This is a genomic window from Burkholderia sp. COPS (genome assembly GCF_019425585.1).
In the GTDB taxonomy this organism is placed as follows: domain Bacteria; phylum Pseudomonadota; class Gammaproteobacteria; order Burkholderiales; family Burkholderiaceae; genus Burkholderia; species Burkholderia cepacia.
Window position 1 is genome coordinate 273,038 of the sequence record NZ_WIXR01000009.1, and the last position, 24,561, is coordinate 297,598.

Annotated in this window: 25 protein-coding genes and 1 pseudogene; 22 read left to right on the forward strand and 4 right to left on the reverse strand. The window is 63.9% G+C overall.

From position 1 onward, the window contains the following. Window positions 1–2: 2 nt before the first annotated feature. The 9 genes and pseudogenes from FOZ70_RS07155 (at window position 3) to dctA (ending at window position 8,600) form a co-directional block, all read left to right on the forward strand. On the forward strand, window positions 3–461 hold the full coding sequence (locus FOZ70_RS07155) for a MaoC family dehydratase (protein WP_059496710.1): 459 nt from the start codon (window positions 3–5) through the stop codon (window positions 459–461). Continuing rightward, window positions 461–1,681 carry a CoA transferase gene (locus FOZ70_RS07160; RefSeq protein WP_219705322.1) on the forward strand — a complete coding sequence of 407 codons (1,221 nt, stop codon included), beginning with the start codon at window positions 461–463 and terminating at the stop codon, window positions 1,679–1,681. Before FOZ70_RS07155 ends, FOZ70_RS07160 begins: the two co-directional genes overlap by 1 nt. Next, on the forward strand, window positions 1,681–2,514 hold the full coding sequence (aroE, locus tag FOZ70_RS07165; protein WP_060341423.1) for a shikimate dehydrogenase: 834 nt from the start codon (window positions 1,681–1,683) through the stop codon (window positions 2,512–2,514). The genes FOZ70_RS07160 and aroE overlap by 1 nt, the downstream gene beginning before the upstream one ends. 19 nt (window positions 2,515–2,533) lie before the next feature. Further along, window positions 2,534–2,977 (forward strand): type II 3-dehydroquinate dehydratase, encoded by a 444-nt coding sequence (gene aroQ / locus FOZ70_RS07170; RefSeq protein WP_021157525.1) that lies wholly within the window; start codon window positions 2,534–2,536, stop codon window positions 2,975–2,977. A 205-nt stretch (window positions 2,978–3,182) separates the two neighbouring features. After that, window positions 3,183–4,610 (forward strand): MFS transporter, encoded by a 1,428-nt coding sequence (locus FOZ70_RS07175; protein WP_059496704.1) that lies wholly within the window; start codon window positions 3,183–3,185, stop codon window positions 4,608–4,610. A gap of 144 nt (window positions 4,611–4,754) precedes the next feature. Further along, window positions 4,755–5,957, forward strand: coding sequence for an MFS transporter (locus FOZ70_RS07180; protein WP_219705525.1), 1,203 nt, complete (start codon window positions 4,755–4,757; stop codon window positions 5,955–5,957). Window positions 5,958–6,009: 52 nt separating this feature from the next. Beyond that, window positions 6,010–6,297, forward strand: a pseudogene (locus FOZ70_RS07185) (helix-turn-helix domain-containing protein); the annotation flags it as partial. Between the two features lie 17 nt (window positions 6,298–6,314). Beyond that, window positions 6,315–7,238 carry a LysR family transcriptional regulator gene (locus FOZ70_RS07190; protein ID WP_027790154.1) on the forward strand — a complete coding sequence of 308 codons (924 nt, stop codon included), beginning with the start codon at window positions 6,315–6,317 and terminating at the stop codon, window positions 7,236–7,238. 33 nt (window positions 7,239–7,271) lie between these two features. Further along, entirely contained in the window at window positions 7,272–8,600 is a 1,329-nt protein-coding gene (gene dctA, locus FOZ70_RS07195; RefSeq protein ID WP_219705324.1) for a C4-dicarboxylate transporter DctA, read from the forward strand. Window positions 8,601–8,624: 24 nt separating this feature from the next. On the opposite strand, the gene FOZ70_RS07200 is transcribed toward dctA, so the two are convergent. The 3 genes from FOZ70_RS07200 to FOZ70_RS07210 all read right to left on the reverse strand — a co-directional run bounded on the left by FOZ70_RS07200 (window position 8,625) and on the right by FOZ70_RS07210 (window position 11,628). Then, window positions 8,625–9,407, reverse strand: coding sequence for a substrate-binding domain-containing protein (locus FOZ70_RS07200; RefSeq protein WP_042973569.1), 783 nt, complete (start codon window positions 9,405–9,407; stop codon window positions 8,625–8,627). 54 nt (window positions 9,408–9,461) lie between these two features. Beyond that, window positions 9,462–10,757, reverse strand: a complete 1,296-nt coding sequence (locus FOZ70_RS07205) for an MFS transporter (protein ID WP_027790157.1) — start codon at window positions 10,755–10,757, stop codon at window positions 9,462–9,464. A gap of 337 nt (window positions 10,758–11,094) precedes the next feature. After that, window positions 11,095–11,628 (reverse strand): helix-turn-helix domain-containing protein, encoded by a 534-nt coding sequence (locus FOZ70_RS07210; RefSeq protein WP_219705326.1) that lies wholly within the window; start codon window positions 11,626–11,628, stop codon window positions 11,095–11,097. A gap of 230 nt (window positions 11,629–11,858) precedes the next feature. On the opposite strand from FOZ70_RS07210, the gene FOZ70_RS07215 reads away from it, so the two are divergent. The 5 genes from FOZ70_RS07215 to FOZ70_RS07235 all read left to right on the forward strand — a co-directional run bounded on the left by FOZ70_RS07215 (window position 11,859) and on the right by FOZ70_RS07235 (window position 16,433). After that, complete coding sequence (locus FOZ70_RS07215; protein ID WP_219705330.1) at window positions 11,859–12,953, forward strand: NmrA family NAD(P)-binding protein; 1,095 nt, start codon at window positions 11,859–11,861, stop codon at window positions 12,951–12,953. A 69-nt stretch (window positions 12,954–13,022) separates the two neighbouring features. After that, window positions 13,023–13,625: a hypothetical protein gene (locus tag FOZ70_RS07220; RefSeq protein ID WP_219705332.1), complete on the forward strand. Its 603-nt coding sequence runs from the start codon at window positions 13,023–13,025 to the stop codon at window positions 13,623–13,625. A 70-nt stretch (window positions 13,626–13,695) separates the two neighbouring features. Further along, a complete protein-coding gene (locus tag FOZ70_RS07225) occupies window positions 13,696–14,904 on the forward strand; it encodes an alpha/beta fold hydrolase (protein ID WP_346656391.1) in 1,209 nt (402 codons plus the stop codon). Window positions 14,905–15,400: 496 nt separating this feature from the next. Then, window positions 15,401–15,727: a hypothetical protein gene (locus FOZ70_RS07230; RefSeq protein ID WP_193093216.1), complete on the forward strand. Its 327-nt coding sequence runs from the start codon at window positions 15,401–15,403 to the stop codon at window positions 15,725–15,727. Between the two features lie 310 nt (window positions 15,728–16,037). Then, window positions 16,038–16,433, forward strand: coding sequence for a hypothetical protein (locus FOZ70_RS07235; protein ID WP_042973520.1), 396 nt, complete (start codon window positions 16,038–16,040; stop codon window positions 16,431–16,433). A gap of 162 nt (window positions 16,434–16,595) precedes the next feature. On the opposite strand, the gene FOZ70_RS07240 is transcribed toward FOZ70_RS07235, so the two are convergent. Then, window positions 16,596–17,558 carry a GlxA family transcriptional regulator gene (locus FOZ70_RS07240; protein WP_219705529.1) on the reverse strand — a complete coding sequence of 321 codons (963 nt, stop codon included), beginning with the start codon at window positions 17,556–17,558 and terminating at the stop codon, window positions 16,596–16,598. Between the two features lie 103 nt (window positions 17,559–17,661). Between FOZ70_RS07240 and FOZ70_RS07245 the strand changes: the two genes are divergently transcribed. The 8 genes from FOZ70_RS07245 to FOZ70_RS07280 all read left to right on the forward strand — a co-directional run bounded on the left by FOZ70_RS07245 (window position 17,662) and on the right by FOZ70_RS07280 (window position 24,445). Next, the gene (locus tag FOZ70_RS07245) at window positions 17,662–18,135 is read left to right on the forward strand and encodes a hypothetical protein (RefSeq protein ID WP_059503516.1); all 474 of its coding nucleotides are present in this window, start codon (window positions 17,662–17,664) and stop codon (window positions 18,133–18,135) included. 48 nt (window positions 18,136–18,183) lie between these two features. Continuing rightward, entirely contained in the window at window positions 18,184–19,035 is an 852-nt protein-coding gene (locus tag FOZ70_RS07250) for an alpha/beta hydrolase (protein ID WP_060125899.1), read from the forward strand. Between the two features lie 117 nt (window positions 19,036–19,152). Continuing rightward, entirely contained in the window at window positions 19,153–19,872 is a 720-nt protein-coding gene (locus FOZ70_RS07255; RefSeq protein WP_059620158.1) for a hypothetical protein, read from the forward strand. Between the two features lie 10 nt (window positions 19,873–19,882). Continuing rightward, window positions 19,883–20,929, forward strand: coding sequence for an alcohol dehydrogenase catalytic domain-containing protein (locus tag FOZ70_RS07260; protein WP_219705334.1), 1,047 nt, complete (start codon window positions 19,883–19,885; stop codon window positions 20,927–20,929). After that, window positions 20,926–21,645, forward strand: a complete 720-nt coding sequence (locus tag FOZ70_RS07265) for a hypothetical protein (RefSeq protein WP_219705336.1) — start codon at window positions 20,926–20,928, stop codon at window positions 21,643–21,645. The genes FOZ70_RS07260 and FOZ70_RS07265 overlap by 4 nt, the downstream gene beginning before the upstream one ends. 41 nt (window positions 21,646–21,686) lie before the next feature. Beyond that, complete coding sequence (locus FOZ70_RS07270; RefSeq protein ID WP_060125902.1) at window positions 21,687–22,541, forward strand: alpha/beta hydrolase; 855 nt, start codon at window positions 21,687–21,689, stop codon at window positions 22,539–22,541. Between the two features lie 36 nt (window positions 22,542–22,577). Next, window positions 22,578–23,585, forward strand: coding sequence for a zinc-binding alcohol dehydrogenase family protein (locus FOZ70_RS07275; RefSeq protein WP_021157506.1), 1,008 nt, complete (start codon window positions 22,578–22,580; stop codon window positions 23,583–23,585). A gap of 38 nt (window positions 23,586–23,623) precedes the next feature. Beyond that, complete coding sequence (locus FOZ70_RS07280; RefSeq protein ID WP_059620149.1) at window positions 23,624–24,445, forward strand: alpha/beta hydrolase; 822 nt, start codon at window positions 23,624–23,626, stop codon at window positions 24,443–24,445. Window positions 24,446–24,561 lie beyond the last annotated feature (116 nt).

Consider the following 24,561-nt stretch of genomic DNA (forward strand, 5'->3'; position numbering starts at 1 on the left):
CCATGACGATCGTCGAAAAATACTGGGACGACGCCCGCGAGGGTGACACGTGCACGAGCCCGAACTACGTCGTGACCAAGGAGCGCATTCTCGCGTACGCCGACCTCACCGGCGACCATACGCCCGTCCACGTGGACGAGGAATACGCGAACGCGAGCCATTTCGGGTGCCTCGTCGCGCACGGGCTGTTCGGCCTGTCCATCGCCGACGGCCTGAAGACGCAGAGCGACTATCGCTTTCTGCCGGGCATGTCGCTCGGCTGGACCTGGGATTTCCTGCTGCCGATCAAGGTCGGCGACGTGCTGCACGTGAAGTTCAGCGTCGGCTCGATGCGGGCGAGCAAGAGCCGCCCGGACTGGGGCATCGTCGTGCTGCCGTCGGAGCTGATCAATCAGGACGGTCAGGTCGTTCAACGCGGCGAGCATCGCCTGATGGTACCGCGCCGCCCGGAGGCACTGTAATGCAGGCTCGCCCACTCGAAGGCATTCGCGTCGTCGACTACAGCCACTTCCTTGCCGGGCCGTATGTCGGGCGCTGTCTCGCGGCGCTCGGCGCCGAAGTCATCAAGGTCGAACGGCCCGGGTCAGGCGACGCCGGACGGCAGCATGCGACCGTGCTCGACGACCAGCAAAGCGGCTACTTCCTGCAGCTCAACATGGGCAAGCGCGGCGTGAGCGTCAACATGAAGGACGCGCGCGGCAAGGCGTTCATGCAGCGGCTGTGCGACTCCGCCGACGTGTTCATCGAGAACTATCGGCCGGGCGCGCTGGACAAGCTCGGGCTCGGTTATGCCGAACTGTCCGCGCGCAATCCGGGCCTCGTCTACTGCTCGATTTCCGCCTACGGGCATACCGGCCCCGACGCGCATCGCGCGGGCTTCGGGCTGATCGCGGAAGCCAAGAGCGGGATCATGCAGATGGTCGGCACGCCGGGCGAGCGGCCGCCGCTGCTGCGCATCTCGCTCGGCGACATGTACACCGGCATCCATGCGGTCGCGGCCATCAATGCCGCGCTGCTCGGGCGCGTGAAGAGCGGCCGCGGGCAACACGTCGACATGGCGCTGTACGACACGCTGGTATCGATGCACGAATACGCGGTGCAGTGCTACACGCTGCAGGGCGTGCTGCCCGAGCAGACCGGGCACGACATGCCGACCTCGACGCTCTACGGCGTGTTCCGTGCCGCGGACGGCGATCTCGTGATCGCCGCGCAAGTCGACGACGCGTGGAAGCGCTTCGCCGAGCTGATCGCGACGCACGGCGGCCCGGCGGGCTTCGGCGCCGATACGCGGTTTCACGACAGCACCGGGCGCAATGCGAACCGCGCGGAGATTCTGTCGGTGGTCGAGCCGTGGGTGGCCGCGCGTTCCGTCGCGTCGGTGCTGGATCTGCTGGACGGCATCGACGTTCCGTGCGCGAAGGTGCAGCGCATCGACGAGGTGTTGAACGATCCGCAGATCCAGGCCAGAGGCATGGTCGTCGAGCAACAGCATCCGCGCTACGGGACGCTGCGCCTGCCCAACCTGCCGTTCCGGTTTTCCGATTGCGATACGACGATTCGCGACGTCGCGCCCGATCTCGGGCAGCACAACGCGGAGATCGCGCGCTCCCTCGGGTTCGATCCGGCCGAAATCGACGCGATGCAGGCCGACGGCGTCCTCTACTCAAAAGCGAGCCAATGATGACCGACCAATACGCGGTGATCGGCAATCCGATCGGACACACGAAATCCCCGTTGATTCACGGCCTCTTCGCGCAGGAGACGCGGCAGGACCTCGGCTATACGGCGATCGAGGGGCCGATCGAACCGGCAGGCGCCTTCGCTGACGCGGTTCGCGCGTTTTTCGACGGCGGCGGCAAGGGCATCAACGTCACCGCGCCGTTCAAGCTCGACGCGTTCGCGATGTCGGACGAACGCAGCGAGCGCGCGCAGCTCGCGGGCGCGGCCAACGCGCTCAAGTTCGAAGGCGGCCGCATCCTGGCGGACAACTTCGACGGCATCGGGCTGGTGCGCGATATCGAAACGAACCTCAATCTGCCGATGGCCGGCAAGCGTGTCCTGGTGCTCGGTGCCGGCGGCGCGGCACGCGGCGCGCTGCTGCCGTTCCTCGAAGCCGGCCCGGCGGAACTCGTCATCGCGAACCGCGACATCGACAAGGCGCGCGCACTGGCCGCGCAGGTTGCCGGACGCGGCCCGCTCGTTGCCAGCGGTTACGCGGACCTCGCGCGCATGGGGCGTTTCGACCTGGTCGTCAATGCCACGTCGGCCAGCCTGACCGGCGACCTGCCGCCGGTTCCGCCAAGCGTGTTCAGTCCGGCCGGCACGGCCTACGAACTGGCATACGGCAAGCGTCTGACGCCGTTTCTCCGGCTCGCGAAAAACGCAGGCGTACATGGAATCGCGGATGGCGTCGGCATGCTGGTCGAGCAGGCGGCCGAAGCGTTCGCGTGGTGGCGCGGCGTACGCCCCCAGACCAGCGCGGTGATCGATCGTCTGGCCGTGCCCTTTGATTGAACACGCAACGGAGATTCGCATGAAGAAGATCCTGATGCTGCACGGCATCAATCACAACATGTTCGGCAAGCGCGATCCGGCGCAGTACGGGACGATCACGCTCGCGCAGATCGATGCGCGGCTGCAAGGGCTGGCGACGGAACTGGGTGTGCAGGTGGAATCGTTCCAGACGAACCACGAAGGCGCGATGTGCGAGCGCATTCATCGCGCTTTCGAGGAACACCAGGACGCGGTGCTGATCAACGCGGGCGCATGGACGCATTACAGCTACGGCATTCGCGATGCCCTTGCGATCCTCACGTGCCCGATCGTCGAACTGCACATGTCCAACATTCATGCACGCGAGCCGTTCCGGCATCACTCCGTCCTGGCCGAGATCGTCAGCGGGCAGATTTGCGGTTTCGGTGTCCAAAGTTATCTGCTCGCGCTGAGGGCCGCGGTTTCGGCGCTCGGCGACGAATAAGCCGATTCCCGCATCGGCTGCCGATGCGGGACCGACGCGCATGCGCAGCCGTCGCCAGGGCGCGGCGTTGCGCACCGCGCGTGCTCGCCGCGCGCCGTATCGACAGGCCGCGGTCAGGTCGCACGACGGGGTCGACACATCGGGCAGTGACGACTCCCCGCATCACCGCCTTGCCCGGCACACATATCAATATCCGGAGACGACGATGACCACGACCTTGCGAGACGAGCCCAGGGGCAGGCACCAATCGAGAAAAGCCGCGATCAGCGGCTGGATCGGATCGGTGCTCGAATACTACGATTTCTTCATCTACGCCACGGCATCGGCGCTGATCTTCCCGCAGATATTCTTTCCGCACGGGAGCCCCACGACGGCCATCATCGCGTCGCTGGCCACTTACGGTGTCGGCTACGTGTCCCGCCCGATCGGCGCGTTCGTGCTGGGCCATCTCGGCGACACGCGCGGACGGAAAACCGTCCTGCTGTTCTGCATGTTCCTGATGGGCATCTCGACCGTCGGCGTCGGCCTCCTGCCGACCTATCAGCAAGCCGGGCTGATCGCGCCCGCCCTGCTGGTGACGCTGCGCCTGCTGCAGGGTTTCGCCGTGGCCGGCGAGATCACCGGCGCGAGCTCGATGATCCTGGAACACGCGCCGTTCGGCCGGCGCGGCTACTTCGTCAGCTTCACGCTGCAGGGCGTGCAGGCCGGGCAAGTGCTGGCCGCCGCCGTGTTCCTGCCGCTCGCCTACTACATGCCGTCCGCGCAATTCGATAGCTGGGGCTGGCGCATTCCGTTCCTGCTGAGTGCGCTGGTCATCGTCGCGGGCCTGATCATTCGCCGCGAGGTCGACGAGTCGCCGGCCTTCGACGAAGCGGTACGCAACCGGTCGCAAGCGGGCTCGCCGGTGGCCGACGCTTTCAGGTACCACTTTCCCGACATGCTGCGCGTGGCCTGCATGTCGATGATGAACGTGATTCCGGTCGTCGCCACGATCTTCGGCGCGGCCTATGCGGTTCAGCCTGCATATGGAATCGGATTCCAGAAGGATGTCTATCTCTGGATCACGGTGGTCGGCAACATCGTTGCGATGATCGTGATTCCGTTCGTCGGCAACCTGTCCGACCGCGTCGGCCGCCGGCCGCCGATCATCATCGGCTCGCTGGCCGCCGGGCTGCTCGCGTTCGCGTACCTGTATGCGATCAGCATCCGGAACGTGCCGCTCGCATTCGTGATGTCGATGCTAATGTGGGGCGTGGTGTACCAGGGCTACAACGCGGTATTTCCCGCCTTTTACCCGGAACTCTTCCCGACCCGCACGCGCGTCTCGGCGATGGCCATCGCGCAGAACCTCGGTACCGCGGCCACGGCGATGTTGCCCGCGCTGTTCACCGCGGTCGCGCCGCCCGGCGCCCGTCACGTCTGGCTGATCGTCGGTGCGATCGCGTTCGGCATCACCGTGATCGCGTCGCTCGCGGCCTGGAGCGCACGCGAGACCAGTCGTGTCCATTTGAACGACCTGGGCCGAGCGAACGCGCAACCGGTCGGCAAGGCAGAATACGACCTGCTGCGCGCCGAGGCGCTGTCGCACGATCGCATCGCGCGCGAACCCGTGCCCGGATCCGTCGGCAGCTAGCCGGCGTTCGGCGGGGCGTCGGGTTCGGCGCCCCTGCCGCCCAGCCATTTCAGCTCGCCGCGGCCGCCCTCGCCGGGCGAGCAACCTGGCGTAACCGCAGCCCTTACTCGAAGCACGATGCCCGATTCCGTGTCGAAAACCGCCATGCCGGACTCCACGCGACCCGCTCGCCTGAACTTCGCGCTCATGTTGCCGCTTCTGCTGGCGGCTCAGCCGGTGGCGACCGACAGTTACCTGCCGGCGCTGCCCGAAATCGCCTCCACGCTGGGCTCCGCCAGTGTCAGCCTCACGGTTTTCGCGCTGATATTCGGCGTCGGGCAATTGCCGATGGGCAGCCTTTCCGACCGGTTCGGCCGCCGCCCCGTCCTGCTGGCCGGCCTTGCGCTCTATGCGCTGTCCGCACTGGCCGCTGCGCTGGCCTCGACCGCGGCGATGCTGGTGGCCGCTCGCGCGATGCAGGGGCTGGCCATGGCCGCGATACTGGTATGCGCCCGTGCGACAGTGCGAGACCGGTATTCGGCGGGCGACGGCCCGTACGTGATGGCGCGCGGTTTCATGGGGATGGGAATGATGGCGTTCCTCGCCCCGATCCTCGGTGCGTATGTCGCACAGCAAGCCGGATGGCGATGGGTGCTCGCGGGGATGAGCGTGTATGCGTTCGGGCTGCTCGTCATGTGCTGGTACGGCTTCGAGGAAAGCTTCGCGCGAAGCGCGCCGAGCCGGGACTCGACCCGGGAGGTGCGCGAGATATTCGGCAATGCCCCGTTCAGGGTATGGACACTGCTGGCCGCGTCGACGTACACCGGCATGTTCTGCTTCCTGCTGCTGTCTCCGGCCATCTACATCGGGCAGTTCGGCATCTCGCCCCAGCGTTATGGCTGGATACCGGCGAGCGGTACGCTCGTCTATGTCCTGAGCACGTTCGGCTGCCGCGTGCTGCTGCGCCGTCAGAGCATGTTGCGAACGGTGCGGCAAGGCGCAACGCTGAGCCTCTGCGGCGCGGTGATCCAGGCATTGGGGTGCGCGCTGCTTCCCGGCAGCATCTGGCCGCTGCTCGTCGGGCATGGCGTGTATTGCCTCGGCCACGGAATCCATCAGCCGTGCGGGCAGGCAGGGGCGGTCAGCGGCCTGCCTCAACTTGCAGGCCGCGCCGTATCCTGGTCCGGCTTCATCATGATGTTCTTCGCGTTCAGCGTAGGACAAACGGCAGCGGGATTCGCCGATCCGCGTTATCAAGCTGGCGCGTGGCCGATGGTTGTGCCGATGCTCGTCGTCGGCGTGACGCTGGTAACGATTGCGTATGCGTGGCTGCCCAAAGTCATCCACGCGACCTTGGTCGCCCGGTAATCTCCTCGATTTCCACGATCCGACGACCTGCCGCCGCGCAAGGATCACACGCCTCAAAGAGACCGGGCTCTCACCGGCCCGTTACATGCCGGCTGCGCGGGTCGGGTGTGCGAAGGCATGGCTGCAGCGGGCCGACCGGCCGCTCGAACGGATAGCCGAACGATCGGGATCCGGAAGCGTGGACGCGTTGCAGCGTGCGTTTGCAACATGCATCGGCGGATCACCGCGGGACTATCGTGCGCGGTTCGGGCAACCACGGCGGGCAAACCCGAAGACATCGGTTTCAGGCAACGCAACGCGCATGGCGCCGGCGGAATCATGCACAATGCACCGCATCTGAGTGGCGGAGATTTGCCTGTGGGGATCAACTTCGATTTAACCGACTTGCAGGCATTTCGCGCCGTAGTGGAAACGGGCAGCTTCCGAAAGGCCGCCGACGCAGTCAACATTTCCCAGCCGGCCTTGAGCCGTCGTATCGACAAGCTCGAGGAAGCGCTCGGCGTGCGACTGTTCGAGCGCACCACGCGCAGCGTCTCGCTCACCACGGTCGGGCGCGTGTTCGCGCAGAGTGCCGAACAACTGCTCGACGATCTCGATGCCGCCCTGCTCGGCATTCGCGACGTTTCATCGAGTCGCCTGGGCCATGTGACGATCGCATGCGTGCCGTCGGTCGCCTACTACTTTCTTCCCGCCATCGTCGCGCGCTATCATCAGCGCTTTCCGCGCATCCGGGTGAAGCTGCTCGATGCAAGCGCTAACGAGGTGCTCGGGGCTGTCATCAGCGGCGAGGCCGATTTCGGCGTGAGCTTCATCGGCAGCCAGGAGGCTGAGATCGAGTTCAAGGTGCTGCTCCAGGAACGCTTCGTTGCCGCCTGTCGCCGCGACCATCCGCTCGCGCGCAAGAAGCGCGTGACCTGGAACGAGCTTTACGAGCACGATTATGTGTCGGTCGACAAGACTTCCGGCAACCGTCTGCTGCTCGACCAGGCGCTGACCGCCGTCGCGCCGCGCGCGCCGAGCGTCTGCGAGACACGCCACGTGACGACCCTGCTCGGATTGATCGAAGCGGGGCTCGGCGTCGCCGCGGTCCCGTCGATGGCGATGCCTGGGCATGACCACCCGATTCTCACGAGCGTGCCGCTCGTCGAACCGGTCGTCAAACGGCGCGTGGGAATCGTGAAGCGCCGCGGACGACCGCTCACACCGGCCGCCGAGGCATTTCATCGGATGGTCATCGAGGCGAAGCGTGGCGGGACCGCAAGCAGTGGCGCATCGGCATAACGACGACAGAGAGACACGAAGGAAGACCGGACAGTGAGGTTGGCCAGGCCGCTTGGATCGCTCTACGTGCAGGTTCTGCTCGCGATGATGCTCGGCATGGGCATCGGTCACGCATGGCCCGCGGCGGGCACGATGCTCAAACCCCTCAGCGATGCGTTCGTCGGCCTGGTCAAGATGACCATCGCCCCGATCGTCTTTTGCACGATCGTCTCGGGCATCACGTCGCTGGCGAACGGGAAGGCGATCGGCCGCACGATCGTGCGGGCACTGGCGCTCTTCTATCTGTTGACCGCCGCTGCGCTCGCGCTCGGACTCGTCACCGCATATGTGCTGCAGCCCGGCGCCGGCATGCACGTCGATGTCCACCACCTGGATCCAGGCATCCTCGCTCCGTATGCGAAGCATGCGGAGCCGCGGGGGCTTGTCGCGTTCGGGCTGAGCGTGATTCCGGACACGATGCTCGGCGCGTTCGCCAAAGGCGAAGTGTTGCCGGTGCTGCTGCTGTCGCTGTTGTTCGGCTTCTCGCTGAATGCGCACCCGCGGGCCGGCCGGCCCGTTCTTGCGCTGATCGACGGTGTCGCCCAGGTCGTCTTTCGCGTGCTCGCGATGATCATGCGGCTCGCGCCGCTCGGCGCATTCGGCGCGATGGCGTTCACGGTGGGCCGTTTCGGCATCGGTTCGGTCGGCTCGCTCGCGAAGCTGATGGCGTCCTTCTACGTGGCCTGCGTGCTGTTCGTCACGCTGGTGCTCGCACCGCTCGCGCGACTGCACGGTTTCGCGCTGTGGCGGCTCCTGCGCTACACGCGCGAAGAATTGCTCATCGTCCTCGCGACATCGTCCACGGAGCCGGTTCTGCCGCGTCTGATCGTCAAGCTGGAGGCACTCGGCTGCGACAAGGGCATCGTGGGGCTCGTGCTGCCGGCGGGCTATTCCTTCAATCTGGACGGTACCGCGATCTATCTGACGCTCGCGGCATTGTTCATCGCCCAGGCGTGCGACGTGCCGCTCTCCGCGTCGCAGATCGCGGTGATGCTCGCCATCATGCTGCTCACATCGAAGGGGGCGGCCGGTGTTTCCGGTAGCGGGCTGGTCGCGCTGGTCGCCACACTCGCCGTCATGCCCGACCTGCCCGTCGCCGGCGTCGCACTGCTGGTCGGCATCGATCGCTTCATGTCGGAGGCGCGTGCCCTGACCAGCGTGATCAGCAATGCGTGCGCGGTGATCTTCGTTTCGCTGTGGGAAGGTGCGTGCGATCGTACGCGTCTTGCGCAGAGGCTCGCGGCGGGCGGGCCGGCCTCGCCGGACGGGGCCGATGAAAACGGTGTCGCGGGAGACGGCGGCGGTGACGGGAAGGCGGTCTGACACCAGCCTTCCCGTCGATCAGGCTCAATGAGCGGAAGCGGAATCCAGCCCGGTCGATTGCACGTCGGCCTGCACGTCGGGCGACGCCAGATAATCGAGCAGCGCCTTCGCTTCCTTCGGATGCTGCGCGCCGACGGGGATGCCGGCAGCGAAGCGCGTGACGGACTGCAGCGATTCGGGAATCTTGCCGACGAAGGTCGCACCGTGGACGGGCAGCAGCTCGCTGACCTGCTGGAAGCCGATTTCGTAGTCGCCGTTCGCGACGACAGACGCCACCGGAATCCGCGGGATCATCTTCGCCTTGGACTTCACCTGCTCCTCGATGCCGAGCTTCTTGAACAACTCGCGTTCGATATACACGCCGCTCGCGCTGTCCGAGTAGGCGATCGACTTCGCGTGCAGCAGCACCTGCTTGAGACCTTCGGTGGTGCTGATGTCGGGCTTTGCCGCGCCGTCGCGCACGACCATGCCGATGCGCGAATCGGCCAGCTCGACGCGGGATCCCGGGATGACCTTGCCTTGCTTGATCAGTTCGTCCAGCGCGTAGCCGACCATGATGACGGCGTCGGCGGGCTCGCCGCGCGCGAGCCGGTTCGGAATCGCTTCGGGCGACTTGCCCATCGACGGGCCGAGCGCGGTGTCGAGCGTATTGCCGGTCGTGGACGCGAACCGCGGGCCGAGCAGTTTATAGGCGGCCGTGAAGCCACCCGAGCTCATCACGTGGAGCTCGGCCGCCTGTACGTTGGCCGCAAACGCCGCGGTGGCGACGAGCGCGGTCGCGCAAAATTTCAGGAGCTGATTTCTCATGGTCGTGGTCATGCGAATTCGTGTGGGTGGGTGAGGTTTCGGATGGGCTGAACATCAATGCGCCGGCGTGAGCGTCGCCGTGCGGTGACGGTAGAGCGCGAACGTCGCAAGCAGCGCGCACACCGCGGCGAAGCTCATCCAGTAGCCGGGTGCGGCCTTGTCGCCCGTCATGTGAATGAGCCCGGTCGAGATGGCCGGCGTGAAGCCGCCGAACACGGCCGTCGCGAGGCTGTAGGCGAGCGAGAAGCCCGCGACACGCACCTGCACCGGCATCACTTCGGTGAGCGCGACGACCATCGCACCGTTATAGATCCCGTACATGAACGAGAGCCAGAGCAGGACGAGCAGCATGTTGGCGAACGACGGCGCGTGAGCGAGGAACGACAGCGCCGGATAGGCGGTCAGGACGGTGAGCATCGTCATGCCGACCAGCAGCGGCCGACGGCCGAACCGATCGGACAGCGCGCCGCCGATCGGCAGCCACACGAAGTTCGACACGCCGACGCAGAGCGTCACGAGCAGGCTGTCGGCGGTGCTCAGATGCAGCACCGTCTTGCCGAAGGTCGGCGCATAGACGGTGATCAGATAGAAGCTCGTGGTGGTCATCGCGACCAGCATCATGCCGGCGACCACGACGCCCCAGTTCTGAACCAGCGTGCCGAACACTTCCTTCATGCCCGGGCGATGCTTGCGCGCCTTGAATTCCTGGGTTTCCTCCAGGTTGCGGCGCAGCATGAAGATGAACGGCACGATCATGCAGCCGACGAAGAACGGCACGCGCCATCCCCAGGTGGCGATCTGCGATGCGCTCAGCCACTGATTGAGTGCAAAGCCGAGGCCCGCCGCGATGACGATCGCAACCTGCTGGCTGGCCGATTGCCAGCTGGTGAAGAAGCCCTTGCGGCCGGGCGTTGCCAGCTCGGCGAGATAGACCGATACACCGCCCAGCTCGGCGCCTGCGGAGAAGCCCTGCAGCAGCCGCCCGATCAGTACGAGCACGGGCGCCAGCAGCCCGATCGACGCGTAGCCCGGCACGAACGCGATCAGGATGGTGCCGCTCGCCATGATGGACAGCGTGACGATCAGGCCCTTGCGGCGGCCGACCTCGTCGATGTACGCGCCCAGCACGATTGCGCCCAGCGGCCGCATCAGGAAGCCGGCGCCGAACACGGCGAAGGTCATCATCAACGAAGCGAACTCGCTTTGCGCAGGGAAGAAGACGTTGGCGATCTGCGTGGCGTAGAAGCCGAACAGGAAGAAGTCGAACTGCTCGAGAAAATTGCCGGCCGTGACGCGAAAGATCGCGGCGGCCTTCGAACGTTCGGCCGGAAGGCTGGACGAGGGGTGCATCGAGGTGTCTCCTGAAAATCCGGAAATATGCGGGGCGGGACGATTGTCGTTTTCCGGAATGTTCTCCCGGCGTCGATCAAACGATAAGTGCGATTTTTGGAAGAATTGATGCACTGAGGTTATCAATCGACACGGCGTCGCCTGTTTCGATCAGCGCCTGCACGCCGGGCGACGTCGGCGGGCATCACGAGATGTCGAGCTGATCAAGCGACACATTCGGCGAGGGCCGGGGATGCGCTGCTCGCCAGGATCGCCCACGATCGCCGGCGCAGCATGCTGCCTGACGAGGTGTCCGGGAAGAACCTGATCGCGTTCTACGGAGAAACCCGGGCGACCATCAAGCAGGCGCTCGTCCGCCTGGCGGATCTGCTTTTCGGCGACGCCGGTTACCGTGCGACAGGCGCCAGCGGACCAGCTCGTCTGCGCCGGGACCTTCCTGGATCTCCAGATCCGCCGCGTCGGTCCGCTCCCCCGTCTCCTGATCGATAAAGCTCCACCGCACCTCGGCGCCTGTCTTTCGATTCACGAACCTCATCGGAGGCGCCGAAGCGCCGGAAACGTCCAGACTGTCCCCAATCTGGGCAAGTACCGGCATCACCGGGGCGATCTGCCAGCCCTTGTGAGTCAGGAGATATTCAAATCGCTCCGGATTCACCTGATAGCGCCTACGCTCAACGAGACCGTTGGCCTCCAGATGCTTGAGCCGGTCGCTGAGCGTCGCGTTGGTGATGCCGGACGACTGGCGAAACTCGTCGTACCGGCTGAGCCCGCAAACAAGGTCGCGCAGTATCAGCAAGCCCCATCGGTCGCCGATCGCCGCCATGACGCCGGCAATCGGGCACACCATTCCGTCAAAACCCTTCGAGCGCATGGCCGTTTCCCTGATTAGCCCCGGCGATCGTCGCCGAGAGTGAGTCTCATTATAAGAGTCGCATGAGCGTCGACAGGACGCTTCCGCCCAAGAGCCCGCCGCCTTCCCAGTTCAAGTGCCGAAAAATTCTTGTCTTGTGGGACACTCACTCTTATTATAAGAGTGAGTGTCCCACTTGTTGACCGACGTCGTCAGTGAGCGTCCGTAGCGTCGAACTCAAGGAAACCATCATGCCTCCTCATGCCCCTTCCAGAATCTTCGTCATCGGTGGTACAGGCGCGCAGGGCCTGCCTGTCATCAGCGCGCTCGTCGCGGACGGCAAGTATTCCGTTCGCGCGTTGAGCCGGGATCCCGATTCCCGGCGCGCCAAGGCGCTGCTCGCACTCGGCAACGTGTCGATCCTGAAAGGCACGTTTGCCGACGAAGCCGTTCTGCGGGCAGGCTTTCGCGGCTGCGACGGTGCGTACGTCAATCTGGACGGGTTCAACACCGGCGAGAAAACGGAGATCTACTGGGCGATACGATGCTACGAAATCGCGCTGGAAGAAGGCATCGAGTTCTTCGTGTATGGCAACCTCGACTACGCGCTCAAACAGGCCGGCTACGATTCGCGCTTTCGTGCTGGCCATTACGACGGCAAAGGCCGCGTAGGCGAATGGATCCTGTTCCAGAACCAGACGAACCGGGACCGCATGGGCGCGGCCGTGTTCACCACCGGGCCATACATGGAGATGGCCATTTCGGCGAAGACGCCGATGATGCCCTTCGTCGAGGACGGAGTCGTCACCTGGCGCGTGCCGCTCGGCAACGGCGCGGTGCCGCATGTCGCACTGGAGGATTGCGGCTACTACGCGCGCTGGCTGTTCGATCACCCGGAGCGCGCGAACGGCATGGATCTCCAGGTCGCCATTGAGCACGTCGAGTACGGGAAGCTGGCCGAGGCGTTCGAACGGGTAACGGGGCATCCGGCGCGCTATATCGACACGGATCTGGGCACTTACTGGAACGGCCCGCTCAAGATGGCGGCGAGCTCGCCCGCCGGATACAACGCGGACCCGAATGACAAGAGCACGATGAGTTTCCGCGACAACTTCACCGGATTCTGGAACATCTGGAAGCACGGCGTCATCCGCCGCGACTACGCGCTACTCGACGAAATCCATCCGAACCGCATCCGGACCGTCGAGCAATGGCTTCGACGCGAAGACGAGCGTGGCCGGCAGCAAGGCAAAGGAAGTCTCTGGGAGCGGGTGCAGCCGGAAACCCTGCTCAAGTCGGTGCCGCTTCTGAAGGTATCCGAAGACGGCAGAAAAGGCGCGCTTTAATCTACGGCGTCACGTCCAGTCGATACCGGTAATTCGATCAATGCTTAGTTAACCTAATTGGATTAGGAAATGAATCAGATCGTCGAGATCCGGAAGAACGGCGGGACGGGCTTGCTGGGTGTGCTGATCGTCTGGGGATTGGCCGTTGCCGCGGCGGCCGAAGCGGGGGTTTATCGAGCGATCTACCCGCTGGGGCTCGCCTGCCTCATTGCCCTCGGTATCGTGGCGCCAGTCGTCGTTTATTCGATGTCCCGGGGCTTTCGCACATACGTCGCGACCATCGGGCTAAGAACGCTGACGGCGTTTCATATCTGGCGGATTGCGGCCGCGCTGGTCTTCTTCTGGTACGGGGCGCACGATCTCCTGCCGGAAGCGTTCGTCAGGAATGCGGGATGGGGGGACCTCATCGCGGGGTTGATGGCGTTCGGCGTCACCATGCTGCCGAAAACACGCAACCGGTATCTGACCTTTCATCTGTTCGGGTTCGCAGATTTCGTCGTGGCGGTCGGTACGGGATTGACCTATTTCCTGCTCAACGATCCCCGCATGTCCGGCATCCAGACACTGCCGATGGCATTGATCCCGTTCTACGGCGTCGGAATATCAGGAGCGAGTCACATCATGGCGTTCGACCTGCTGCGCCGCCGCCCGGGCCTCTCGAACGTGCGGTGAAGCTTGCCGAAGCAACGGCACCAGCGCGCCCTGTGCAAAACCGCTTCTTCAATCGGACAAGGAAATCATCGTGAACTTTCGTCGTACCCGTGCCGCAGCCAGCGTGCTGTTCGGCTTGCTGCTGTGCGGCCCCGCGTTTGAGGACACCGCGTCGGCACAGCCCGGTATCCCGTCGGCCGCCTCCGCCGGCGAAGCGACGGCGCCGCGGGACCCGCGCGCGAATCCGACGGCCGTCGAGGCCGATGCCTGGTTCGACAACTACCGGTTCCGGGATGGCGAGACGCTGCCCCGGCTGAGGATCCACTACGCAACGCTCGGCACGCCGCATCGCAATGCCCATGGTGCCGTTGACAACGCCGTCCTGGTCCTGCACTGGACCGGCGCGGACAGTCGAACGCTGCTGAGTCCGACCTACACAAAAGCGCTGTTCGACCGGGGACGTCCACTCGACGCGAATCGCTACTACCTGATTTTTCCCGACAACGTGGGCCACGGCCAGTCGAGCAAACCGAGTGACGGGTTAAGGGCGAAATTTCCAAACTACGATTACGGCGACATCGTCGATCTCCAGCACAAGCTGGTGACTGAAACCTTGGGCATCGAGCATCTTCATGCGATTCTCGGCATGTCGATGGGCGGCATGAACGCCTGGCAATGGGCGGAAACATATCCCGACATGATGGACGGCCTCATGCCCGTGGTCTCACTACCGATTACGGTCTCGGGCCGCAATCTGCTGTGGCGGCGCATGGTGATCGACGCGATCCGTTCCGATCCCGACTGGAAGAGCGGGGAGTACACGCAAACGCCCCGAGGCTGGGTCCAAGGCTTCGGTGTGTTGCGAATGATGATCGACAGTGCGCCCGCGCTACAGCAGGAAATTCCGGACGGCGCGGCGGCAAGCAAGTTTCTCGCGACCGTGCGCTTCCAGGCGGAGCATGTCGACGCGAACGACATTCTTTATTCGCTCAAGTCGTCGTTTGACTACGATCCCGAGCCAGGGCTTTCCAGGATTCGGGCCAAGCTGTTTGCCCTGAATTTCTCCGACGACGAATTCAACCCTGACACCCTGCGCGTTCTCGAGCGACTTGTGCCGACGCTTCAGCATGGCCGGTATCTGGTGCAGCAGGGCACACCGTCATCGCCGGGCCATTTCACGATGACTCGTCCCGATCTTTGGGCGCGGCATGTGGGCGAATTCATGCAATGGCTGGGCGAGGCACCCTCACAAGCGAGTCTTGGCGATATCCGGCCGATTCCGGTTTCAGCCGGCTCATGATGTGTTCTACGAGGGATGGGGGCGCGGCGACCGCTTCTGAATCTCGATGACGCAATTGAGCGGTCTATTGAAGGATCGGCCAGCGGCAGCTACTGGCCGAGACTGCATAAAAGCGCGTTCGATCACCTGGACTGGATCAACCCGTTCCGATGAGAAGCGACGAAGGGGCGTTTTGTCGACGGCGAGGACCACAAGCAAGTAACGTTGCGTCCCGAATGTCTTGATGACTTCATCGCCGAGGACAAATCACTCCCGCTACACCGTTTGCATGAGTTGAGCAGATCTTCCGACTGGGCCAGCGAGCGCTGGATCAGTTCGTTAGCCTGAGTATCGAGGGACCGAACATTTTCGGGCACAGCAACAACCGAACCCATAAACCCGACGATCAGGTCGGGCGGTTCGATCGTATATCCGCTGGGCGCGAGTACCCGGTTCACGTAGTGCCAGGGCGGCAGCCCCATATTCGGATGCGTCGATCGATATCGCATATGCCGTCATGCAGGGCTTCAACAAAGAGTGCGGCGTTATCGGCGAACCGTCACTGAAATTCAAGAGCGTCGCAATTTCGCTACCCGAAAAACATCGCAAGCTTCGAGCCGCGCCACAACTGCGGCGCTCGATGCGCAACGCTCGTACAGTGCCCGGCCAGTTGGCGACCCATTTGTTACATCGCTCGAACGCAATCTTCGCCCCTCCTGCTCGTGGGTTGCTCCAACAAGCGTGGTCACAGCATCGAGCTGACGATGTCGGCATGCTCGTCTACCGAGGCGGGCAAGCGGATCGACAGATATTCGATGTCTCGGCAAACGAACTCGCCCGCTAAAAACTATTGAAAATACGATCTCTGTAGTTCTGCTCACACACCGCAAAAGTGTAGGGTCGCAGAAAAGGTGGCCTTTCCCTACAAAATCCGCAGAAAAGTTGAACTCCGTTTGGACGACGCCCCATAACCCTATAAGAATCAAAGATTTGCGCTGATTCTGGGTCACGCAATCTCATCGTTGTCACAAGGCCCAATCGGCTCCCCCTAAGCCGCATCCGTGCTTTCCTTACTCTGTCAGCTTGAGATATGCAGGCCGAAGCAGCCGCGCATGTGCTACAAATGTGCATATGGTGTGCAACCGGACACCCTCATGGAATCCGACATTACCGGCAGGTCCGGCGATTTCGCCCAATTCATGGCGTCATTGAGAGAGCCGATAAGCATCGCTCCGATCATCTCGGCAAGACGTTTCGCAGTTGCCTTGCACATCGATATGCAGACGCTCGCGCGGCTGGCCCATGTACACCGCAACACGGTGAGCCGCCTGGAGGGCTCGGAGAGCGTCCAGAAGTTCCTTCGAGAGGCGCTTCGGATCATCCGGGCGGCAACCGATATCTCAGGTGACGTGCAGAGCGCGCTCTTCTGGTATCGCAATGATCCGTTGCCAATCTTTGACTACAAGACTGCCGAACAGCTTGTATCGGAGGGACGTACAGAGGACTTGCTGCGCTATATCACATCGCTTGAAGCAGGCGCCGCCGGATAAGATTGAGAACACCCGTTGCGGGTCTGCCAAATAGCAGCTAATCACGAGCAAGCTCGTCGATCGGTCCGAGCTACTCCGGGCGCTGCCGACGACGGCAAGAGAGTTTTGCTGACATGCCGCAGGCTGTGCCCGCAAAACCTTAAGAGTGACACGCCAATACTACTAAACGGTCTCGCCGACAGCTTGACTGCGGCTATCTCGCCTCAGTGATTGGGGGCTGACTCCATACCCGCGTACGAACACTTCACGCAGATGGCGCCGGTCACGGAATCCGGTCTCGCGTGCGATGATTTCGAGCGAATGCCGGCTGCATTCCACCATGTTCCTCGCGACCTCCAGACGAAGTTGCTCAATCGCCTTGGCCGGAGACTGACCAGTCTCGGAGAGGAAAATGCGCCCGAACTGCCGCGTGCTGAGATGCGCGGCCTTTGCCAGATCATCGACGCGCAGCGGCTTCGACAGATTCTGACGCGCGTACGCCAGCGCCATCTGGATTCTGTCCGACTTCGGTGCGAGTTCGAGCAGTTGCGACCGCTGCGGCTGTCCGCCGGAGCGCCGACGCTCCATGACGAGCACGCGCGCGACCGAGGTCGCGATATCCGGGCCGAGATCCTTCTCAACCATGCCGAGCGCGAGGTCCATCGCCGCGGTAAGTCCCGCTGACGTCCAGATGGACTCGTCGACGATAAAGATGCGATCGTCCTCGACTTGTGTGAGAGGGTAGCGTGCTTTCAACGCTTCCACATAGGCCCAATGCGTGGTGGCACGTCGCCCGTCGAGGAGGCCCGCTTCCGCCAGTGCGAACGCGCCGGTGCACAGTCCCGCAATGCGTCGCGAGCGCGCGGAAGCATCGACGATCAATTCGAGCTCGCTGGCGGGCGTGACGTGATTGGTCGGATCGATCACGCCACTGATCATCCACGTGTCCGCGGCAGTCCGGCTGTTCATCGCTTCGGTTACGACCGAGACACCCAGGGACGAGCGAATCGGCCCCCCGGAAACCGAATAGTTCGTCACCTGATAGACACGTTCGCGTGCTAGCACATTCGCGAACTCGAATATCGTTTGCGTGCCGATGGCCATGACCTGAAATTCGTCAGTCAGCAAATAGCCAATCCGATGCATCTTCGCCACCGTCCGTCGTGTCCGAAAAAATGATTATAAATGTCGTTGGAAAAGCACGCTGACCGCGCGGATGATAAGCACTCGATTCAACGCACTGCCGAGCATGCAAACAGCCATGTCGCCGGGTCGCGGAACCGCCGTCGTAAGCAGGGCGCTGTCGATCATAGGCGCCGCTTACGCGGAGCATCTTGCGAAAAACGGCTATGACCTTGTTCTGATCGACGAGATTCGGCCGCTTCTCAACGAGATGGCCGACGAACTGACGACGCGCTGTCGCCGGGCCGTCGAGGTAGTCGTGGTCGATGGCGGATCGGACGTCGACCTAACGGGCGTCCGAGCGAAGATCGATCAGGATGCAAGCATCGTTCTGGTCGTCAACGTCATGGACGGAAATGGCTGCCCGCTGCTTTCCGGCGAGCAGGTCAACGCGTTGATCGAATTTATCGGGCCGGATTCCGCAATCACCTGCGCAGCGATCGGAAAGTTTTCGTCGCGACGGGGTGACGTGAACGTGTATGCCGCAGGCGTCCTGATTACGGCATCCGGGCAAGTAGATGATTTGCCGCGCCTCGTTTAGCGAGGAAATTTATTTACTGAATGACTGGCTCAAACAGCGGACATATATATGGCTCATGTTTCTCAAAGCACGAATGCCACGACCCGATTTGTCGAGGTCGCAGGCCGGCGTCTCGCGTATCGCACGTTCGGAAGCGGAATACCGCTGGTGCTTTGCGTGCGATTTCGCGGAACGATGGACTCGTGGGACTCCCTGTTCCTGGACAGTCTGGTCGAGCAAGGCTTCCAGGTCACGACGTTCGACTACAGCGGTCTCGGCCAGTCGAGCGGCGAGCCGACCTATAGTCCGGCGTCGCTCGCCAAGGACGCGATCGATTTGATCGCCGCGCTGGAACTCGGCAAGGTCGTGATCGGCGGATGGTCGATCGGCGGCATGGTCGCGCAGATCGTATTGGCCACCGCGCCTCGATTGGTCAGCCACGCGGTGCTGATCGCGACGACGCCGCCCGGCCCGCTGGTCAAGCCGGCAGACCCGCTGTTTTACGAAATGGCGAAACGCGAAAACGACTTCGAAGACTTCGTCTCACTGTTCTTCGAACCGGCTTCGCCGGCGAGCCGCGCCGCGGCCGAAGCGTCCGCGCAGCGACTCGCGCAGCCGCGCGCGGATGCCAGCCCGCCGGTACCGTACGAATGGGCAGGGAAACAGCTCGGAGACGGTCCGAAAAATCCCGCGTTTCCAGCAGATGCGGTGCTCGACGCACTGAAGTCGACACCGATTCCCGTTCTCCATATCGGCGGGGACCACGACATCGTCTTCCCGGTCGAGAACTGGTACGCGCTCAACGGCCAGTTGCCGACGATGCATCTGGTGACGTTCCCGCGTGCCGGGCACGGCCCGCAACTCGAACATCCGCGATCGACCGCCCGGCATATCGCCGCATTCGTCGGCGCGACATCGTAGCACGCGCATACGCGACACGATCGACCGCGGCGCGGGCGTCGCTCGCCAGCGTCGCGAATACATGACGATGCCAGTCGCTTCGATACGACAACCCGATATTTCGATTAGGACACTTTAATGAACGACTTGATCCAGCTGGCGCTGGACGCCGCGGGTGGGCTCGACCGCTTTCTCGGTTTCCGGACAGTCTCCGCCCGCCTCCATCACACCGGCGCGTTGTGGTCGCTGAAGCAACGGGACGGTGTGCTGACCGATTGCCGTGTAACGGTCGATCTTCACGAGCAGCGCGTGTCGCACGAACCGTTCGCGCCGACCGACGCCCATTCCGTCTATACGCCGTCTCGCGTCGAGATCCGGCGTCCGAACGGGAGCGTCATCGAGACGCTCGAGCAGCCTCGCGCGTCGTTCGACGGGTACGAGATGGAGACACCGTGGTCGAATCCGCAACTCGCCTATTTCGCCGGCTACACGATGTGGACTTACCTGACGTCGCCGTTCCTGCTTCGACACGACGGTATCGACGCGCACGAAATCGACCCGTGGACCGTCGATGGGCTCACGTGGCGGCGGCTGCGAGTCGAATTCGCGCCGTCCATCGCGACCCACAGCGCGACCCAGACGTTCTATTTCGATGCCGACGGCCTGCTGCGCCGTCACGACTATGAAGTCGACATCCAGGGGCGCAATGCCGCGGCTCGCTACGTCGGCGATTACGTCGAGGTGCAGGGCATCCGGATGCCGACCCGCTTTCGCATCTACCCGCGTACGCCCGAGAACGTCGCGCTGCCCGAGCCGTTGATCGTCGGCGTCGATCTGTCCGATTTTCGCTTCGAATAACGGAGGGCACATGGAACAGCAAACGACTTACCGCGCCGCAGTCGTAACGGGCCCCGGCCGATTGAGCATCGTCGATCGGCTGGTGCAGCGCCCGGCATATGGGCAGGTTCGCATTCGCGTCGAGGCTTGCGGCGTCTGTCATTCCGACAGCGCGACCGTCGAGCGTGCGACACAGGACGGCGCGGCTCAGCGAGTGCCTGGCCACGAAGTCGTCGGGCGCATTGACGCGATCGGCGAAGGCGTTGCCGGCTGGGAAATCGGCCAGCGCGTCGGTGTCGGCTTTCTCGGTGGCGAGGATCGCGTATGCCCGTCGTGCCGGCATGGCGACGCCGTCAACTGCGAGAATCCGGTCATCACGGGCATGACGGTCGATGGCGGCTACGCCGAAATGATGCTGGCCGAGGCCCGCGGTCTCGTCCGCGTGCCCGAGGAACTGGATGCAGCAGAGGCCGCGCCACTACTGTGCGCGGGGTTGACCACGTTCAACGCACTGCGCAACGCGGGCGCCCGCGCGGGCGACGTCGTCGCGATTCATGGAATCGGCGGGCTCGGGCATCTCGCGGTCCAGTTCGCGAACCGCATGGGCTTTCATACCGTCGCGATTGCACGCGGTGCCGACAAGCGCGCGCTTGCGCTGGAACTCGGCGCGCGCCGCTATATCGACGCGAGCGTCGAAGACGTCCCGGGCGCGCTGCGCGCGATGGGTGGCGCCAAGGTCATCCTGGGCACCGCGCCGACCGGCAAGGGCATGTCTGACGTGGTGCCAGGGCTGTCCCCGCGCGGCAAGCTCGTCGTCGTGGCGGTACCGGACGAGCCGATCACGTTGAACGCGCTCGATCTCGTGTTCGGAGGCCGCTCCGTTGCGGGCGCGTTGACCGGCACGGTCGCCGACAACGAGGAGACGTTGTCGTTCGCGCAGCTGCAGAACGTGCGGCCGCTCGTCGAAACGTTCCCGCTCGACCACGCACAACTGGCGTATGACCGGATGATGCGCGCGGAAGTCCGCTTTCGCGCGGTCCTCGTGATGAATGACGAACCCAACGGAGCCGCAGCATGAACACACTCGCTCAAACGATCATCGACGCACATGGCGGGCTGGCCCAGTGGCGCAAGTTCACCCGCGTTCGCGCGAACCTGGTGCAGGGCGGCGTCCTGTGGCCGTTGAAGGGGCAAGCCGGTGTGCTTGACCGTACGTCCGTGACCGTGGCGACCGACCGCCAGTGGTCTTCGCACGCGCCGTTCGGAACCCTCGCCGCACGCAGCGATTTCACGGGCGAGCACGTTGCGCTGCTCGACGGTAACGAGCACATCCTGGATGCACGCGACCAGCCCCGCGCGTCGTTCGCCGGCCACGTGCTGGAAACCGGCTGGGACGCATTGCAGCTCGCGTTCTTCGCCGGCTGCGCGATGTGGACGTATCTGAACACACCGTTTCTTCTTGCCTGGGACGGCGTCGAGTCCGAGGACGCAGGGCAATGGCATGAACGCGGCGAGACCTGGCGAAAGATCGTCGTGCGTTATCCGGCTTCGCTCGAAGTATTCAGCAAAGTCCAGGCGATCTACGTCGGGTCCGACCTTCTGGTCCGGCGCCTCGACTACGACGTCGAGATTGCCGGCAGCACACCGGGCGCGCACTACGTCGACGGCTATACCACGGTCTCCGGGATTCGCTTCCCGACCCGCCGGCGGATCTATCCACGCCAGCAAGACGGCACCTCGGTCGAGCAACCGCTCGTCGTGTCGATCGACCTGCACGACATCACGCTACTTTGACATCGACGAACGCGCGACGCGCGTCGAAAGGACTTGCAACCATGAATTCTACGATTCGGGCCGCCAACGCGCCGACGCAATATGTGGACGCGGCGGGCGTGCGCTACGCGTTTCGCCGGTTTGGTCGCAGCGGCCGCGTGCCGCTCCTCTGTCTGCAACACTTCACGGGCACGCTCGACAACTGGGATCCGGCGATTGTCGATGCGCTCGCCGAGGATCGCGAGGTGATCCTGTTCGACAACGCCGGCGTCGGCGCATCGGGCGGCGAAGTGCCGACGACGGTCGCCGGAATGGCCGAGCATGCAATGCGTTTCATCGACGCGATCGGTCTGACGAGGCTGCACATTCTCGGGTTTTCGCTGGGCGGCTTCGTCGCGCAGGAAATCGCGCTCGCACGGCCGGCCGCCATCGGCCGCCTGATCCTTTCAGGCAGCGCACCCGAAGGCGGAGAAGGCGCGGGCATGGACCGCCCCGAGCTCGTCGCGATCTACACGAACGGTGACATGCCGATGAACGAGAAGCTCAAGCGCCTGTTCTTCCCCGCCACGGCCGACGCCCAGGTCGCCGCCGCGGCGTTTATCGACCGCCTCGAGACGCGCGGCACCGAGCGCGACACGCCGGCGGGCGCTCCGGTGGCTACGGCACAACTGCAGGCGATGATCGCCTGGGCGAACTGGCGTGGCGACGTGCGCGGGAAACTGGCGGGCATCGCGCATCCGGTGCTCGTGACCAACGGCGACAACGACATCATGATTCCGACGAAGAACTCGCTCCTGCTCGCCGAGGGCTTGCCGAATGCGACCTTGATCGTCTATCCGAATTCCGGCCACGGCGCGCTGTTTCAGTACGCATCTGCGTACGTATCGCACGTGCGCGTGTTTCTGGATGGCGCATGAGCGCCGCCACCCATCTTCCATCATGAGGACTGCTTCATGAAAGCCATCGTTTACGCCACGGCCGGCCTGCCGATCGATGATCCGCAGTCGCTGTACGAAGCCGAACTGCCCAAGCCGGAACCGGGGCCCCGCGATCTGCTCGTGCGGATCGACGCCATCGCGGTCAATCCCGTCGACCTGAAACTGCGTCAGGGCGTGCAGCCGGGCGAGCCTCGGATTCTCGGGTGGGACGCGGCGGGCACGGTAGAGGCGGTCGGCGGCAGCGTCGAACTGTTCGCGCCGGGCGACCGGGTCTGGTATGCGGGCGACATCACGCGGCCGGGCAGCTATGCGGAATACGGCCTCGTGGACGAGCGCATCGCGAGCCGCCGGCCGGCTACGCTATCGGCGGCCGACGCTGCTGCGCTGCCGCTGACCGCCATTACCGCGTGGGAGTTGTTGTTCGATCGCCTGCATGTCGCGGAGGGCGGCGGAGCCGGGCAAAGCCTGCTCGTGATCGGTGCTGGCGGCGGCGTCGGCTCGATCCTGATCCAGCTAGCGCGCAAGCTGACCGCGCTGACGGTCGTCGGTACGGCGTCGCGGCCGGAAACGCAGGCGTGGGTCGCCGGGCTAGGCGCGCATCACGTCATCGACCATGCAAAGCCGCTCAAGTCGCAACTGGCCGTAGCCGGTATTGAGCAGGTCGATCACGTGATCAGCCTCACCCATACCGACACGTACTACGCGCAAATCGTCGAGATCCTGAAGCCCGAAGGCCAGCTTGCGCTGATCGACGATCCGGCGACGCTCGATGCGATGCCGCTAAAGCGCAAGTCGATTTCTCTCCACTGGGAATTCATGTTTACGCGGTCGATGTATCGCACGCCTGACATGATTCGCCAGCACGCGCTGCTCGAGCGCGTCGCCACGCTAATCGACGACGGCGTGCTGAAGAGCACCGTCGGCGAACACCTCGGCAGGATCGACGCCGCCAACCTGCGCCGTGCGCACGCATTGCTCGAAGCCGGCCGCGCAAAGGGCAAGATCGTGCTGGAAGGCTTCTGAGGCCCCTCGACGCATTCCTCACTCATTCCGGGAAGACCATGAGCACCATCACCACACAAGACGGCACGCAAATTTTCTACAAGGACTGGGGCGCAGGCCGTCCGGTCGTATTCTCCCACGGCTGGCCGCTCAACGCAGATGCGTGGGACGCGCAGATGCTGTTCCTGTTGCAACACGGGTATCGCGTGATCGCACACGACCGCCGCGGTCACGGACGTTCGGACCAGCCGTCGCAAGGCAACGACATGGACACCTACGCCGACGATCTCGCCGCGCTGCTGGACGCGCTGGATCTGCGTGAAGCGACGCTGGTGGGCCATTCGACGGGCGGTGGGGAAGTCGCTCACTACATCGGCAGGCACGGCACGAATCGCGTCGCGAAGGCGGTGCTGATCGGTGCCGTGCCGCCGATCATGCTGAAGACCGACGCGAATCCGGGCGGCCTGCCGCTCGACGTATTCGACGGAATCCGCAAGGGCGTCGCCGACAACCGCTCACAGTTCTACAAGGATCTCGCGATTCCGTTCTTCGGCTTCAATCGCGCCGATGCCCAGGTGTCGCAAGGCACAATCGACGCGTTCTGGGCGCAGGGCATGACCGGTGGCATTCACGGCCAATACCAGTGCATCCGCGAGTTTTCGGAAGTGGATTACACCGAAGACCTGAAGAAGATCGACGTGCCGACGCTGATCCTGCACGGCGACGACGACCAGATTGTGCCGATCGAAGACTCGGGCCGGCTGTCGGCCGGGATCGTAAAGAACGCGACGCTGAAGGTCTACGCGGGCGGATCGCACGGAATGTGCGTGGTGAATGCGGATCAGGTCAACGCCGACCTGCTCGCTTTCCTGCAGTCGTAACACGCGGCGTTTGGCCGGCGCGCGACGACGTCGACGGCGCTCTGCCAGGTACGCCGCTCCCGCGGCGTAGGCCAGCTTTTCCTACCTTCTCCTTCGACCTGCGCGTCGACATCGGA

Coding starts and splice junctions, on each gene's coding strand:
- FOZ70_RS07155 (WP_059496710.1), top strand. CDS start 3: ATGACGATCGTCGAAAAATACTGGGACGACGCCCGCGAGGGTGACACG.
- FOZ70_RS07160 (WP_219705322.1), top strand. CDS start 461: ATGCAGGCTCGCCCACTCGAAGGCATTCGCGTCGTCGACTACAGCCAC.
- aroE (WP_060341423.1), top strand. CDS start 1,681: ATGACCGACCAATACGCGGTGATCGGCAATCCGATCGGACACACGAAA.
- aroQ (WP_021157525.1), top strand. CDS start 2,534: ATGAAGAAGATCCTGATGCTGCACGGCATCAATCACAACATGTTCGGC.
- FOZ70_RS07175 (WP_059496704.1), top strand. CDS start 3,183: ATGACCACGACCTTGCGAGACGAGCCCAGGGGCAGGCACCAATCGAGA.
- FOZ70_RS07180 (WP_219705525.1), top strand. CDS start 4,755: ATGCCGGACTCCACGCGACCCGCTCGCCTGAACTTCGCGCTCATGTTG.
- FOZ70_RS07200 (WP_042973569.1), bottom strand. CDS start 9,407: ATGAGAAATCAGCTCCTGAAATTTTGCGCGACCGCGCTCGTCGCCACC.
- FOZ70_RS07205 (WP_027790157.1), bottom strand. CDS start 10,757: ATGCACCCCTCGTCCAGCCTTCCGGCCGAACGTTCGAAGGCCGCCGCG.
- FOZ70_RS07210 (WP_219705326.1), bottom strand. CDS start 11,628: ATGCGCTCGAAGGGTTTTGACGGAATGGTGTGCCCGATTGCCGGCGTC.
- FOZ70_RS07215 (WP_219705330.1), top strand. CDS start 11,859: ATGCCTCCTCATGCCCCTTCCAGAATCTTCGTCATCGGTGGTACAGGC.
- FOZ70_RS07220 (WP_219705332.1), top strand. CDS start 13,023: ATGAATCAGATCGTCGAGATCCGGAAGAACGGCGGGACGGGCTTGCTG.
- FOZ70_RS07230 (WP_193093216.1), top strand. CDS start 15,401: ATGCAGGGCTTCAACAAAGAGTGCGGCGTTATCGGCGAACCGTCACTG.
- FOZ70_RS07235 (WP_042973520.1), top strand. CDS start 16,038: ATGGAATCCGACATTACCGGCAGGTCCGGCGATTTCGCCCAATTCATG.
- FOZ70_RS07240 (WP_219705529.1), bottom strand. CDS start 17,558: ATGCATCGGATTGGCTATTTGCTGACTGACGAATTTCAGGTCATGGCC.
- FOZ70_RS07245 (WP_059503516.1), top strand. CDS start 17,662: ATGCAAACAGCCATGTCGCCGGGTCGCGGAACCGCCGTCGTAAGCAGG.
- FOZ70_RS07250 (WP_060125899.1), top strand. CDS start 18,184: ATGGCTCATGTTTCTCAAAGCACGAATGCCACGACCCGATTTGTCGAG.
- FOZ70_RS07255 (WP_059620158.1), top strand. CDS start 19,153: ATGAACGACTTGATCCAGCTGGCGCTGGACGCCGCGGGTGGGCTCGAC.
- FOZ70_RS07260 (WP_219705334.1), top strand. CDS start 19,883: ATGGAACAGCAAACGACTTACCGCGCCGCAGTCGTAACGGGCCCCGGC.
- FOZ70_RS07265 (WP_219705336.1), top strand. CDS start 20,926: ATGAACACACTCGCTCAAACGATCATCGACGCACATGGCGGGCTGGCC.
- FOZ70_RS07270 (WP_060125902.1), top strand. CDS start 21,687: ATGAATTCTACGATTCGGGCCGCCAACGCGCCGACGCAATATGTGGAC.
- FOZ70_RS07275 (WP_021157506.1), top strand. CDS start 22,578: ATGAAAGCCATCGTTTACGCCACGGCCGGCCTGCCGATCGATGATCCG.
- FOZ70_RS07280 (WP_059620149.1), top strand. CDS start 23,624: ATGAGCACCATCACCACACAAGACGGCACGCAAATTTTCTACAAGGAC.